The organism is Dictyobacter aurantiacus (genome assembly GCF_003967515.1).
Taxonomy (GTDB): domain Bacteria; phylum Chloroflexota; class Ktedonobacteria; order Ktedonobacterales; family Ktedonobacteraceae; genus Dictyobacter; species Dictyobacter aurantiacus.
In genome coordinates, this window is record NZ_BIFQ01000001.1 from 3214194 (window position 1) to 3227453 (window position 13260).

Genomic DNA, 13260 nt, shown 5'->3' on the forward strand with positions numbered 1-13260 from the left:
CGGACGCCTGCGGTGCGATCGTTTATCCTATAGGCCAGAGCTTGCCGAACCATGATCCGACGATGTGCTCGACGTGATCGGGTTGGCGGGCTGGCAGCGTATCTCCACGAATGCGCGCTATCTGGGCCATCGTTTCGCGCCAGACGGCACCGCGCAGAGCCAGGGATGGCCGGGAGCGCATCAGGGCCACCTGCAGCAGCTTATCCAATGGTGAATAGAGCCACGGGCGCAGCAGGCGATAGAACTGATAGGATGCCTCCTGGCGTCCCAACTGCAGCCAGGCTGTTATCCAGCCGATGATCTCGGTTGGCGTCAGCGTCTTGAGGGCCAGGGCGTAGATACGGGGATAATAGCCGGGTGTATTCAGCACGATACGTGTGTAGTCCAGCCAGCTCACGCGGTCCTTAAAAAAGTCGTTGGTCACGCGGGGACCCAGCTGCTGCAGCACGTGGCAAAAAACGTTCAACGTCTCATTGACCTGCCACGCAGGTTCGACCTGCTCGGGTTTGGCGATCATAAATTTGCTGAAGGCACGGGCGACGGCCGGAACCGCTTCGGAGGCGCGAATCTGATTTAATTCTGCGGCACTCAGGCAATTGGTGCGCAGCGCCTGCGCCAGCAGTGTAGTGATCCGCTGCAGATTGCGTACATAGGAGCCGAAGCCACAGAACGTCAAAGGAGACTGGAAGGCGGCCGCGTCTCCCAGCGAGAGGACGCGATCATAGGCCAGCACTTTGGCCTCTGGCTGCCAGGGCAGAGTAATGTTATAGCCAGCCGGAATAAAACCATAGACTGGTTTCAGAATTTCAACCGAACTGGTATCCTTATAGTCCGGAAGCAGGGCAAAAAAGTCATCAAAAAGCTCAAGCAGGTCGACGTGGCTGCCCGACTCGGCATAATAGAACAGGTAGATGGCCACCTGGTCGTCTTTCCCTGGAAACGCCTCCCAGATCAACTGGCGGCTCCGGCGGCTATCTTCCGTTGAGACCAGCACCTCGCCACTGGCAGGATCGATCTCGTCCGCGGCGTTTCCCTGCTTATAGCCGCGCGCCACCGTGCCCACTGTAGGGCAGACCAGAGAGTAGGGACGGCCACAATTGAGCTGGCAGGCGATGGGAGAGGTCGAGCCCATACCATCGATCAGCAGGCGCGCCTGATAGCTGTCCGAGTTTCCCAGCTGATCGCTGACATCGACCGTTACATTGTGGTCCGGTTGCACGGCGCAGCGCACGAAGGTTGTATTGTGCAGGATCAGGTTAGGTGCTCCGTCGCGAGGCCGATGCTCCTGGATCTTGCGTACGCAGAGGGCGGTCAGCTTCTCCGCGTCGATGGCCACATTCAGCACATCCTTTAGATGCAGTTCGGCCGGGGCGACCCGAATATTGCCGGAATGGAAGCGGACCACGCCATCCTCGTACTCGCGTTGGATCACCGACTCCAGTTCATCTGTAGTCAGCAGGCCACAATCAAGCAACTCCTGCAGCTCATCCCGCGAGATATTCCATTCGCGGTGTACCGCGCCGACCGTAAAGCGATCAAAGACCAGGACACGAAAGCCGTAGCGGCGCGTCATCACGGCGGCATGCAATAGATTCAGGCCACCGCCAGCATAGATGATATCAAAGGTATGGCCGGGCGCCACGAGGGGCCTCTTCTCGCTTACCACGACCTCTGTATAGCTGCGACGCGCTCCCGATAGCAGCATATGTTGCCAGCTCGCGTTCAGATCCTGCAGACGCTTCAGATGCAACTCGCCCTGCGGAATGCTGGCGAAGGCGCGGGCGAGATGCGGATAATGATCGGCTAGCTGCTCGATAGATGTTTGCATACGTTACTTTTCTTCGTTATTTTTTTCTAAAAATCGTCGAACGGTGGTTACAAAGTCCTGATGCCGATCGCGGCGAATACTATGTCCGGCGCCTGCGATATTGATCAGCCTGCCTGCGGGCCATGTCTCAAGGGCCTGACGGGCAACTCCGGGTGTCACGATAGCCCCGCGCACTGGATCGCCGGTAATTAGCAGTCCCGGCCGTGGTAATGCGGGGACGATGGCCTTCCATTCGCTGCTGACCTGGTACAGGCCCTGGTTAAATACCTCGACCTGAAACTGGCCCTGTGCCTCGGCCCACGTATTTACATCATCTGGCAGCCAGTATGGATTAAAATCGGCCGCATCCTCGATGCGCTCGGACAGTGGCTGCTTCTGCAACTCGCGCATGTTGGTTGCCCACTGCTCCAAGCCACTTTCCTCCTCACCAGACAGCGGCTCGGTCTCGAAGCCGCGCCATGGCGGGTCCTCAAGCAGCACCGAGCGTACCAGTTCTGGATATCTTCTGGTGACGTGGGCAGCCGTATGGGCACCCATCGAATGGCCAAGCAGGGTTACCGGTTGCAATTGCAGGGTCTGGATAATGGTCGCCACATCAGACACCAGCAGTTCGGTCGTAAAACCGTTGGCAGCCGCTCCTGAGAGACCGTGTCCCCGGGCATCGGGCATCACCACATCATAATCAGCCTCCAGCTTTTTAGCCACCGCTGTCCAGCACAGGCCCGCATCGGTGAAGCCATGCAGCAGCAGTAACGGGGGCTTGGTAGCGTCTCCCGTGCGATAATAGTGCAACCGCACATCATTTGCCTGAACATGATCCTCAAACCAACGTGACATAGCTACATCTTCTCCTCGTCAAATAGTGGTTCTGTCAGTATACGCTATTTTACCAGAGGATCGTGTTAGTGATCGTTATCAGTCGTGTCCGGTTTTTCACCCAGAGTAATAAACACCTGCCAGCGACGGCTATGCACGCGCTGTGAACGGCGCCGCAAACCAGACTGCTCTAATGGAATGAGTCCTCCAAATGGCATACCGGGTAACTCTTCGGTCGTGAATGCCTCATCGTCCATGATAGTTGTGGTTGTGCCTGACTGTTTCGGACCGTGCCTGGTACCCGAAAGTGAACGCGGGCCATATACCAGCAGGTGGATAAGGAGTAGCAAAGGTTGCAGGTAGCCAACGGGTTGCAGGTGCGCGCCCTCAATGATGATCAGGCGGCCGCCCGGACGCAAGACACGCTCAACTTCCGCAATGGTATCGGGATCATAGATATATTCAGACGGAAACGTGCTCACTACCGTATCAAAGCTATTGGCCGAGAAGGGCAGATGTTGTGCCGAGCCCTGAATCACCCAGGAGGCGGGACCGGCATGGCGCCGCTGCAGCGTCGCGCGCGCCGCCGCCACCATCTCCGGCGAATGTTCAACCGCCCGGCACATATAGCCGGCCTCCAGTAGATCGGCCAGCAGATCGCCCAATCCACAGCCCAGTTCCAGAATATCGCGTCCATGGATGCGCGAGAGGACCAGTTTTTGCCAGGTGCGCCACTGGCCTGCGAACGGAACCGTACTGGCGAAGCGATAGAGATAGCGATTTTTATACAACGTCTCAAAAAGCAATTTACGCAGATTGGGTGTCATAAGCTCTGGCCTCGGATGGTATGGTAAATATGGACAATAACTCACTCAATGGGAGCGTGTTTGACTCCCGTCATCGTTGGGCGACGTGATAGCTCCCGCACTCGCGTCCGCTACGCGGCCGCACAGTTTTTTTATATGAGTGCATCGCGTGCGCATCCGCGCACGCGATGCACTCATATAAAACTGACACGTGTGAGCACCGGAGGTGCGAGACCTCATGGAGGATCAAACACTGTCTGAAATAAGTGCGGATGAAGTGCGCACAAAAAGGGCCAGGTAGGTTCACCTGTAAAATCTCCCCGAAGGGGAAACAAGTGTAGCTACCTGGCCCTGTTCATAACATGCACCTATATATCTACTATAGAGAGCAATCAATGATGCGTCTGTCTCGGAGAGGCAGGCTTACTCTTCCTTGGTAGAAGAGAGGATATCATCGACCAGCCCATACTCAACCGCCTGCTGCGCGGTCAGATAGTAGTTACGGTCGGAGTCTTGCATGATGCGCTCAGGTGTCTGGCCGGTATGGTGAGAAAGGATATCATACAGGCTACGGCGCAGGCGCAGGATCTCACGAGCGGTGATCTCGATATCGGCCGCCTGACCCTCGGCACCACCGAGAGGCTGGTGAATCAGCATCGTTGAGTTGGGCAGACAGTAGCGCTTCTCTGCCGCGCCACCGGCCAGCAGGACGGCGCCCATACTCATCGCCATACCCATACAAACCGTTGAGACATCCGGGCGTAGCCACTGCATGGTGTCATAGATCGCCAGGCCAGCATAGATGCTACCGCCTGGTGAATTGATATACATATTAATGTCTTTAGTTGCATCTTCGCTCTGCAGGTAGAGCAACTGTCCGACAACACTATTGGCGACCATATCATCGATAGGTGTACCAATGAATACGATACGTTCTTTTAACAAGCGCGAAAAAAGATCCGAGCCATAGGTACCGCGGGGGGTCGTCTCAATAACGTTTGGGATAATGCCCCGTGGCTCCATAAACTCACGAGTTTCTTTGATCCACTTTGGATCGCGCGGATCGTACTTGGTCATGTGCGCTCCTTACTTATCTATAACGGTCATTTCTCTTTTACAATTAGAAATAAGCCGTTGGTAAAAAATGAATGTGCAGAGGAAACCCACAAATGGGGGACGTTTAACGTTATGATAGCACTTACAAGATGCGAGTGCAAGAAATGGTGGGTAAGAGTTAACGCAATCCAATTTTTGAGCCGGAGACGCCTGTCTCCGGCTCAAAAATTGGATCATTGCTATGCTAGAGTTAGCGTCTACGCTCATCCCCATTGAAGGGGCGATGGTCGCGCGCGCGATCCATAACGATCTCTCGGACGAGGTAGGTATCATGCAGGCGGGAACGGATGCGCTCGTCAATGCCCTGCAAGCCCTTGGGATTAGCGGTGATGACCGTTGGCATCGACAGGTTATAGCGGTAGTTGAGGAGCTGGAATAACTTCTCATTGGCCCAGGGCGAGCTCTGCTGCGCACCCAGGTCATCGAGCACCAGCAGTTCTGCCTCGCGCATCTTTGAGAAAAGCTGATCGTAGACCTCGGTAGCTGTGGGAGCGAAGGCGGCCCGTAAATGGTCAAGCAGATCGGGAACCGCCTCAAACAGGACGACCGCGCCACTATCCAGGCTCAGGTTCGCGATGGCGGCCGCCAGGTGTGTTTTACCACAGCCATTAGGCCCGATCAGCAGCAACCAGCCCTGGGGATTGCTCGCGAAACGCGTTGCCGCGTCGTACGCCTCCTGTACCCCTGGTGTATGGAGGCTGAAAGAGCGAAAGCTCTGGTTGCGGAAGGCATCCATATTCGACATATCGCGCAACTGCTGGCGGCGCTTCTCCTTACGCTCGGATTCCTTACACACACAGGGGATGGGCTTGCCGAAATTCGGATGTCCAAAAGGCACATCGGCCCGTAAGAAGCCCGCGCCTCTACATTTTGGGCAGATACTTTTAGCGGGCACTTTATTGTTGACAGCGGCTGGCTCGGTATCCTGTGGTGCTTGCTCCACTTCTGGCCGCACCGGTTTGAGATGGCGCGAAGAGGTAGAGGGACCTGGACGCGATAGCGGGCTACGCTCGCCGCGGGGTACTCCCCGGATCGTATGTGGATTGAGCGGTTGCGTAACGCGTTGCGAGGCGGGCAGTTCCTGTGAGCGAGCCTGCTGATTGGCAATGGCCGACGCCAGGCGGCTATCGTGCAGGTTGGTACGCATGCCGCGCGCGGGCGTCTCTGTATTCAGGCCATGCATAGTATCGGACTGTGAGCGCTGGCGATACGCTGGCGGCTGATAGGTGCTAGGTGCAGGCTCATCATAGGCCTCGATTTCCTCATCCTCATAATCATAGTCGCCGCCCTCTTGTTCCCAATCGCCATAGGTCAGACCGTTTTCTTCCCATTCCTCGACCACGTCGGCGCGTGAATCGGGCACATAGGTATCGGATGAATGCAATGAATGATAATTGCTGGTTGGTCGCGGCTGCAACGGCTGGATGCGCTGCTGGTCCTGGTGCGGCTGTGGATGATAGGGAGAGCCAGCGTCGCTCACATTGCGCCGTGGGTACGACGGCGGATAGATAGGATGATCTGCCCGTGAGATAGGTTCTGTAACGGGGCGTCCATCTGAGCCGCCGTTCTCTTGCTGATAATTCGAATAATGCCGGGCCCGTGAAGGATAATTATGAGAATAAGAAGCGGGCTGAGATGGCGTATTGGAATTGTATCTCTGACCAGAGCGCGACTGAAGCTCCGTATGATTTGTGCGGTCGGTATTAAAGCGGCGCTTCAAATGCCCCTGACCCTGTTGTGGCGTGCGACCCTGTGCTTGTTGCTCGGAAAGAGGTTGACGCCGCCCGGTGCGTTCGAATATTTCATTGAGGCGCTCCATTACTGCCTGCCTTCCGTTTCCCAGCGCCTGAGAATGGCGCGAATATAACTCCATTTACGTTTATTTTGCTCGACAGCCTCACGAAAAGCTGCTTCAATCCAATCCTGAGGATAATGATCGGCTGCGTCTTTTAACTCATCCGCTATCATTGGTGATAATAAGCCAATATTTTGCTCATATAATACAAAAATATTTGGGCGTTCCACCTCAACATGCATCGGGCGAATCGTGTTGTTGTAGCCTACAGAACTAGCATACACCTCCGCACCAACGGCCATCTGGCTAGTTTTCTGTTCAACCTGTTCATCGCGAGTGAGTAGCTGGGCAGAAATCATTTCTCCTCCCTGTAGTTCAGCGACGACCTTGCGGCTGCGAGCGGTATTAAAAAAGTACCAGCCGATCAGAACATCCTCGTTTTCACCGGCCAGGTGTAGATGCACTTTAAGCAATGTATTGCGGGCGACAGCCTGTTCCAGTCCCAGGCGTAAGCGTTCCTCGGCGGGACGTGGATCGCCACGGCGCTTCAAGCTACGCAGCAAAAGACGATCATGAAGCAGATCGCTATCGCTGACGCAGCGAGGATTACCGCGCTGCTTCGCCAGCAGATAGAAGATATGCAGGGTAACTTTCAGTTCCGCGCTATCCTCTATGTCGGGCAATAACTGTGTAAAAAAGGCCTCTGGAATGGGCACAAAAGGATTTTTGCCCGTAGGAAAACCCGTGAATCCGGTAGATTCGGTAAAGGTTGACATTAAAACTCACCCCCAAATTATTCGTCTGCTGGTGGTGAAACTTCCAGATCAGTAAAACGGGTCTGGCTGGGCTGGAAATAAAGGCTGACCTCGCCGACGGGCCCGTTACGGTGTTTAGCTACGATAATATCGGCAATATTTTTTCGTTCGCTCTCGGGATTATATACATCGTCTCTATAAATAAACATAACAATGTCCGCATCTTGTTCGATCGACCCCGACTCGCGTAGGTCTGAGAGCTGTGGAACTTTAGACTGGCGGCTCTCGACGGCGCGTGAGAGTTGGGCCAGGGCCATCACCGGCACATCCAGTTCGCGGGCCAGACCTTTGAGATTGCGGCTGATCTCGGAAATCTCCTGTACACGGTTATCGTTGCGCTTGCCAGCTGAAGACTGCATCAGCTGCAGGTAATCGACGATGATCATGTCGATGCCGTGTTCAGCCTGCAGACGCCGGGCCTTACTGCGCATCTCCATTGTCGAGATGCCGGCGGTATCGTCGAGCCAGATATTGGCCTCGGCCAGGGTACCCATAGCGAAAACGATACGTTCCCACTCGTCATCCTCAATCCAGCCGGTACGCAGACGCTGCTGGTCGATAGCCGCGTCCATTGACAGCAGGCGCTGTACCAGCTGCTCTTTACTCATCTCAAGGCTAAAGATGGCGATAGACTTCTTATGCTTGACGGCCGCGTTGTGCGCTAAACTCAAACAAAGACTGGTCTTGCCGACCGCCGGGCGCGCGGCCAGAATAATCAGGTCCGACTTCTGCAAGCCGCCGGTCAGGCGATCCAGGTCGGTAAAGCCCGTAGGAACACCCACGACGGTTCCACGACGTTCGTGAAGCTGATCCAGTTTGGCCATATAGTCGCCGAGCAGCTCGCTCAACGAAGAAAAATCCGCCCGTGCATGTCGCTGGCTGATCCCAAAGATAAGTTGTTCCGCTTTATCCAGAGCGATATTCGCGTCACCCTCCTCGTAGGCGGTAGCCGCGATCTCACCCGCCGCATGGATCAGGCGACGCAAAATAGCGGTGCGCTCAACGATACGACCATAGTACTCAATGTTACCGCTGGTTGGTACCTGGTTGATAAGCGACGTAATATAGCTGGCGCCCCCCACCTCTTCCAACTTATTTTTGCGTTCAAGCTCATCACAGATCGTAATGAAGTCGGCCGCCTCGCGTTGTTCATAGAGCTGAAGGATCGTTTCAAAGATAGTACGGTGGGCATCGCGATAGAAATCCTCGGGTGCCAGAAAATCAGCGACCTGTACGATCGCTTCCGGATCGATAATAATACTTCCGAGGACACCACCCTCGGCCTCTATATTTTGCGGTAACAACTTTTCCACGTCTTCAACTCCAGCATCTACGTATCTTCACGGATTGAATAAGTAATTAGAGACACCGCGCACCGGCGGTTTATGGGCGTACAATTGAAAGGTTAAGCAGGCTGCAAGCGATAAAAGGCGGTCAGTAAAACCAGAGAATCTGACTTCTCCATTTACACGGTATGAATAATTTTAGACCGCAGCAACAAGCATTATAGCATATGCAAGAACATTTGATCTGATGAGAAATTTGCTTATTTTTACGTCAAATCGGGCCTTTCCCGGAGCCTGCCACCCACATTAAAGCACAGCCGGACATAGGGAACAAACCAGGCTTCTGGCGACAAAGTTCTCTGGTATCGGTGATCTTGCGTCTTCAAAGTGTAACGAATAATGCGGATGAAATCAAATGATCCCAAAGGGCCTGTAATGTGGATATGTGGATAAACTTTGCGTAATTTTGCACGGAAAAGTCACAAAAACACGTGTTTTATGGACTTATCCACACAGAAAGTGGAGTTTTCCCCACTTATCCACAGAGTTATCCACCAAAAATGTCATCAGATGTGGATAACTTCGTCTGCCTTAGAGAGAGGGAGGGGGGAATCATGGGCTAGAGACACCGATCGACGCGCTAAAAGGGATTTACCGGAGCAGCTATAATATGATTCAAAGGACGAATACAAAGAAGGACCTTTGGCCATTTTTTTGTAGACCCCGGTCCCTTTGTGCGGGCCTTCAGCATAGCGGGACTTGACCATAAAATACAGTAAGGTTTATTATAGACCAATAAATACGCGAGTCCGTGTCGGTCACGTAATGAAGAAGGAGCATTTAAAAACACCTCATGCCAAAGACCACTAAACGTTCAGAGAGCAGGCGTGCCGCCAAAATAGCTCGGGCACACTCTACCCAGTTACCAGATCTAGGAACAAACAGCCCCGAGCGTCGACGTACTGACGCAGGCTATAAGGCCCCGGCTCGTGGAATTGCTCGTTATCCCTGGGCCTCCATTATTATTTTATGCCTGGTAGTAGCCGGTATTTTTCTTGTTCTTTATGTCAATCACTATCCGCCCTTTGCGCAGGCGAAAAACAGCACGCCCGCCAAGCCAGCGGCGACCGCCACGCCGAAGGCCGCGACCACGCCCGCATCCACCCCTGCCTCGGTGGTGAAGAGTGTCGTAAATGACGCCGCCTCGGTTTGCGCTAAACCAGGCATGGTCAGCGCGGTCACCAAAACCGGCGCGCCCAGCGCGGACGACGTTAAAAAGATCAATCACACGTACAGCGGCGCGCAGAACGTGATTGACAACAACAAAGTGTACTGCGCCGGCATCAACACCAACCGCGGACTCATCGTCCTGGAGCTTGACCCCAAGATTGCCCCCAAGACGGTCAACAACTTCGTCTTCCTGGCCCAGAATCACTTCTATGACGGGCTCACCTTCCATAGAGTGCTCAAAAGCCCGATCGCCATCGCTCAGGGTGGAGATCCCGAGGGCACTGGCAGCGGTGGTCCTGGCTATAAATTTGCCGACGAGCCAGTTAAGGGTTCCTATACCGCAGGCACGGTTGCGATGGCCAACTCGGGTCCTAACACCAACGGCAGCCAGTTCTTTATCGACACGGGGGATAACTCTTCCCAGCTGGGCAAGCAATACAACCTCTTTGGGCATGTCGTAGACGGATTGAACGTTGCTCAGGCGCTCACCCCGGTTGAGAATGGCAGTGCCACACCTGACGTCATGAACTATGTTGTTGTCAAAGCTGCCTCCTGATGAAGTGATCAAGGGTAGTGTATAAGACACAAACTTGACAGCATACAATAAAATGTTAAGGGCTTCCTATGAGTGTAGGGAGCCCTTAAACTGTAAGAGCGGCTTATTTACAGAGCTGTTCTGAAGTAATGGAAGGAGAAATATTCTTGGCTAAGCAATATAGCACTCCCCCAGCAATGCAGATCGATCCCAGCAAGAAATACACGGCGATTTTCCATACAGACAAAGGTGACATCACCGTAGACCTGTTTGCCGCCGAGGCGCCAAACACCGTCAACAACTTTGTCTTCCTGGCCCGCGACGGCTTCTATAACAACACCACCTTCCACCGCGTCATCGGTGGCTTCATGGCCCAGGGTGGAGATCCCGAGGGCAGCGGCCGTGGTGGTCCTGGCTATCGCTTTGACGACGAGAAGAGCGCCCTACGCCTGCGCCACGAGGGTCCTGGCATCTTATCCATGGCGAACGCGGGTCCCAACACCAATGGTTCCCAGTTCTTCATTACCTATGATAGCCAGCCTCACTTGAATGGCAAGCATGCTGTTTTCGGCAAGGTTTCCAAAGGGTTGGATGTGCTGCGTTCATTGCGTGAGCGTGATCCTATGCGCGACCGCAATCCCGGCGAAACCCTCCATTTCATCGAGATTATCGAGAGCTAAGTGATAGAGAACAAACAAAAAGCTCACATTCCCCGCTGGGGAATGTGAGCTTTTTGTTTGTTCTCTATCCTTGGCGGTGGGGCGGGCGCTTCGCGCCCGCGATTTTTTAAGTGGGTGTAAAAATTGTGGATTGAGGGAGGGGTGAAGATTGTGGATTGAGAGAGGGGTGAAGATTGTGGATTGAGAGAGGGGTGAAGATTGTGGATTGAGAGAGGGGTGAAGATTGTGGATTGAGAGAGGGGGTGTGGTCGCTAGTGAAGAGGTATTACGTCGGTGGGGGTGCTTCGCACGTATAGAAAGAAAGAGCAGTATGCAACGAAATTGGAAGAGGCAGCTTTCGAGGCTGTGAATGTTGACGGGAGGTGTCATGTATGGGCACAAATAGAGTTGAGATTGTGAAAACGGTGATCGCAGCTTTGCAGGGGGGGGAATTTGAAGTTGCGGCGGAGAAGATTGATGATGGTTTTACAATGACCGGATTTGCCCCCAGGAGCCTGAATAAAGCTCAGTTCTTGAGTTTGCACTATGCACTACTGGTGGCGATGCCAGATCTCTCTTATAACCTCGACAACGCCGCACGTACGGAGCAGGAGAATACGGTGCGTGCTTCAATCACTTTCATGGGAACCCATACAAATGATCTGTCATTGTCGTTATTCGGGCTAGAAAATATTCCCGCCACCGGTGTTAGTGTGATATTGCCCCAGACGAATCTAACCTGCCACGTCGAACATGACCGTCTCACCCGGCTTGAGTTTGAGAACATTACCGGAGGGGGACTGGCAGGTCTACTGCAGCAACTGGGCTCGGAGATACCGCTACTGAGCGAAGAGCTAAATAACCCTAACGTGTAATTCTCTATTGAGAAGGAGTTGGTGCGATATAACAGGTGGGTGCGGATGCACCCACCTGTTATATCGCACCAACTCCTTCTCAATGTTTTTTACTCTTCAGCCAGAGCCTGTTCTTCGGCCGCAGCCTGTCTGGCCAGGTAGTAGGGATGTTTTCTGGTCGCTGTAAAGGAGCCCCAGAGACCGATGAGAGCATCTACAACCGCCCAGATCAGCGCGAACAGCAGCAAGGCAAAGATGCCGCTTAGAGGGGAAGCCCCGGCGACTGTGCTACTGACATGTCCGGGATAATTTGGAAGGTACTGGACCAATGAACTGCCAAGGTACGAGATAGCGCCCACCAGCGCTCCGGCATAAAAGCCGTAGAGGCGGCGCACCGCCCGCTTACCGACCACAAAGCCAGCCACAAAGCCAAGGATCAACGTCACTATATAGGTAAGGCAGGCCAACCCGGCTACATACTGGGCCGTCCCGTAAGAAATCTTATCGCCGGAACGTGCCACTTCCTGGAAGACCGAGGCATTCGAGAGGGTTGTAGCAATCGAGATGAGAGCAGCCACCACACCGCCGGCAACGCCGATCGCCAGCGCCAGTGCCAGGCCATTGGGTGGCAAGGATGGAGATGCAACGTACTCTCTCTCATTTATATAATCATTACGAGGCGTAACAGAATCTGGATCGTAGTGCTCCGAATTTGACATTGTGCGAAGTTTCCTCTTACTTATGTGCTGGTATGTCCTTAAAGACATCCGGGTAGGTATTGATAAAATGGAGATTTGGAAGTGGCCAGAAGACGACAGACGCTTTACCAACGATATAGTCTTTCGGCACAAAGCCCCAGGAACGCGAATCATCGCTTACGGGCCGATTATCTCCCATGACAAAGTACTCGCCCGCAGGAACCTTCCAGGTGCGGCCCTCTGGATTGCTGGGGGCGCTGATATATGGCTCGTTTAAAGTCTTGCCATTCACCGTCACATGATCGCGATCAGTGGTTATGGTATCTCCAGGCAGCCCGACAATGCGCTTAATAAAATCTTTTGTCGTATCCTGTGGCCAGTGGAAAACGATCACATCTCCACGAGCTGGTTCATGAAAGAGATAGGAGACCTTATTAACCATAACAAATTCGTTGTTAACAAGTCCAGGTTCCATACTGGGTCCATCGACGCGATAGCTCTGAATTACAAAGCGAACAACCAGAAATATCAAGAGTGTCAGTGCCAATATTTCGACTATTTCGCGTACTAATTGTGAACGTTTCAACTCAAACCTCTCTTATTTTTGATCGACCCGGGTAGTATATGCGGCGATAAGGTTGGTACCATTGTGCTCTGTTTTTTGCATTGTTCCCATTATAGCTGATTACCACGCTGCTTTCACCTATACAAACCCGTTTGGCTGTGCTTTTATGATGGGTATGGCTAATCTGCGAGAAAGAGCAGCAGTTTAGAACCAGGATCGAAGGAACGGAAAGTAACTATATTGTTTATAGCACGCGA

The 13260-nt window shown here is 53.5% G+C and carries 12 protein-coding genes; 3 read left to right on the forward strand and 9 right to left on the reverse strand.

Annotated features, from left to right (window positions below; translation table 11 throughout):
• Positions 1–22: 22 nt before the first annotated feature.
• The 7 genes from KTT_RS12965 to dnaB form a co-directional block, all read right to left on the reverse strand.
• On the reverse strand, positions 23–1828 hold the full coding sequence (locus KTT_RS12965; protein WP_126596371.1) for an NAD(P)/FAD-dependent oxidoreductase: 1806 nt from the start codon (positions 1826–1828) through the stop codon (positions 23–25).
• Between the two features lie 3 nt (positions 1829–1831).
• Positions 1832–2665 carry an alpha/beta fold hydrolase gene (locus KTT_RS12970; RefSeq protein ID WP_126596372.1) on the reverse strand — a complete coding sequence of 278 codons (834 nt, stop codon included), beginning with the start codon at positions 2663–2665 and terminating at the stop codon, positions 1832–1834.
• A 65-nt stretch (positions 2666–2730) separates the two neighbouring features.
• Positions 2731–3471, reverse strand: a complete 741-nt coding sequence (locus tag KTT_RS12975) for a class I SAM-dependent methyltransferase (RefSeq protein WP_126596373.1) — start codon at positions 3469–3471, stop codon at positions 2731–2733.
• Between the two features lie 402 nt (positions 3472–3873).
• Positions 3874–4473, reverse strand: coding sequence for a ClpP family protease (locus KTT_RS12980; RefSeq protein WP_126599594.1), 600 nt, complete (start codon positions 4471–4473; stop codon positions 3874–3876).
• A 283-nt stretch (positions 4474–4756) separates the two neighbouring features.
• The gene (locus tag KTT_RS36730; protein WP_218030885.1) at positions 4757–6439 is read right to left on the reverse strand and encodes an ATP-binding protein; all 1683 of its coding nucleotides are present in this window, start codon (positions 6437–6439) and stop codon (positions 4757–4759) included.
• Positions 6385–7137 carry a DnaD domain-containing protein gene (locus tag KTT_RS12990; protein WP_126596374.1) on the reverse strand — a complete coding sequence of 251 codons (753 nt, stop codon included), beginning with the start codon at positions 7135–7137 and terminating at the stop codon, positions 6385–6387. Before KTT_RS12990 ends, KTT_RS36730 begins: the two co-directional genes overlap by 55 nt.
• 17 nt (positions 7138–7154) lie before the next feature.
• Positions 7155–8489, reverse strand: coding sequence for a replicative DNA helicase (gene dnaB / locus KTT_RS12995; protein ID WP_126596375.1), 1335 nt, complete (start codon positions 8487–8489; stop codon positions 7155–7157).
• A gap of 826 nt (positions 8490–9315) precedes the next feature.
• Between dnaB and KTT_RS36735 the strand changes: the two genes are divergently transcribed.
• From KTT_RS36735 to KTT_RS13010, 3 genes are all read left to right on the forward strand, one after another.
• The gene (locus KTT_RS36735; RefSeq protein WP_218030886.1) at positions 9316–10248 is read left to right on the forward strand and encodes a peptidylprolyl isomerase; all 933 of its coding nucleotides are present in this window, start codon (positions 9316–9318) and stop codon (positions 10246–10248) included.
• 146 nt (positions 10249–10394) lie between these two features.
• The gene (locus KTT_RS13005) at positions 10395–10907 is read left to right on the forward strand and encodes a peptidylprolyl isomerase (protein WP_126596376.1); all 513 of its coding nucleotides are present in this window, start codon (positions 10395–10397) and stop codon (positions 10905–10907) included.
• A gap of 371 nt (positions 10908–11278) precedes the next feature.
• Positions 11279–11761 (forward strand): hypothetical protein, encoded by a 483-nt coding sequence (locus KTT_RS13010; protein WP_126596377.1) that lies wholly within the window; start codon positions 11279–11281, stop codon positions 11759–11761.
• Positions 11762–11850: 89 nt separating this feature from the next.
• On the opposite strand, the gene KTT_RS13015 is transcribed toward KTT_RS13010, so the two are convergent.
• The gene (locus tag KTT_RS13015; protein ID WP_126596378.1) at positions 11851–12459 is read right to left on the reverse strand and encodes a hypothetical protein; all 609 of its coding nucleotides are present in this window, start codon (positions 12457–12459) and stop codon (positions 11851–11853) included.
• 16 nt (positions 12460–12475) lie between these two features.
• Complete coding sequence (gene lepB / locus KTT_RS13020) at positions 12476–13024, reverse strand: signal peptidase I (protein ID WP_126596379.1); 549 nt, start codon at positions 13022–13024, stop codon at positions 12476–12478.
• Positions 13025–13260 lie beyond the last annotated feature (236 nt).

Excerpts from the sequence above, each read along its gene's own strand:
- KTT_RS12965 (WP_126596371.1), bottom strand. The coding sequence starts at position 1,828 with ATGCAAACATCTATCGAGCAGCTAGCCGATCATTATCCGCATCTCGCC.
- KTT_RS12970 (WP_126596372.1), bottom strand. The coding sequence starts at position 2,665 with ATGTCACGTTGGTTTGAGGATCATGTTCAGGCAAATGATGTGCGGTTG.
- KTT_RS12975 (WP_126596373.1), bottom strand. The coding sequence starts at position 3,471 with ATGACACCCAATCTGCGTAAATTGCTTTTTGAGACGTTGTATAAAAAT.
- KTT_RS12980 (WP_126599594.1), bottom strand. The coding sequence starts at position 4,473 with ATGGAGCCACGGGGCATTATCCCAAACGTTATTGAGACGACCCCCCGC.
- KTT_RS36730 (WP_218030885.1), bottom strand. The coding sequence starts at position 6,439 with ATGGAGTTATATTCGCGCCATTCTCAGGCGCTGGGAAACGGAAGGCAG.
- KTT_RS12990 (WP_126596374.1), bottom strand. The coding sequence starts at position 7,137 with ATGTCAACCTTTACCGAATCTACCGGATTCACGGGTTTTCCTACGGGC.
- KTT_RS36735 (WP_218030886.1), top strand. The coding sequence starts at position 9,316 with ATGCCAAAGACCACTAAACGTTCAGAGAGCAGGCGTGCCGCCAAAATA.
- KTT_RS13010 (WP_126596377.1), top strand. The coding sequence starts at position 11,279 with ATGGGCACAAATAGAGTTGAGATTGTGAAAACGGTGATCGCAGCTTTG.
- KTT_RS13015 (WP_126596378.1), bottom strand. The coding sequence starts at position 12,459 with ATGTCAAATTCGGAGCACTACGATCCAGATTCTGTTACGCCTCGTAAT.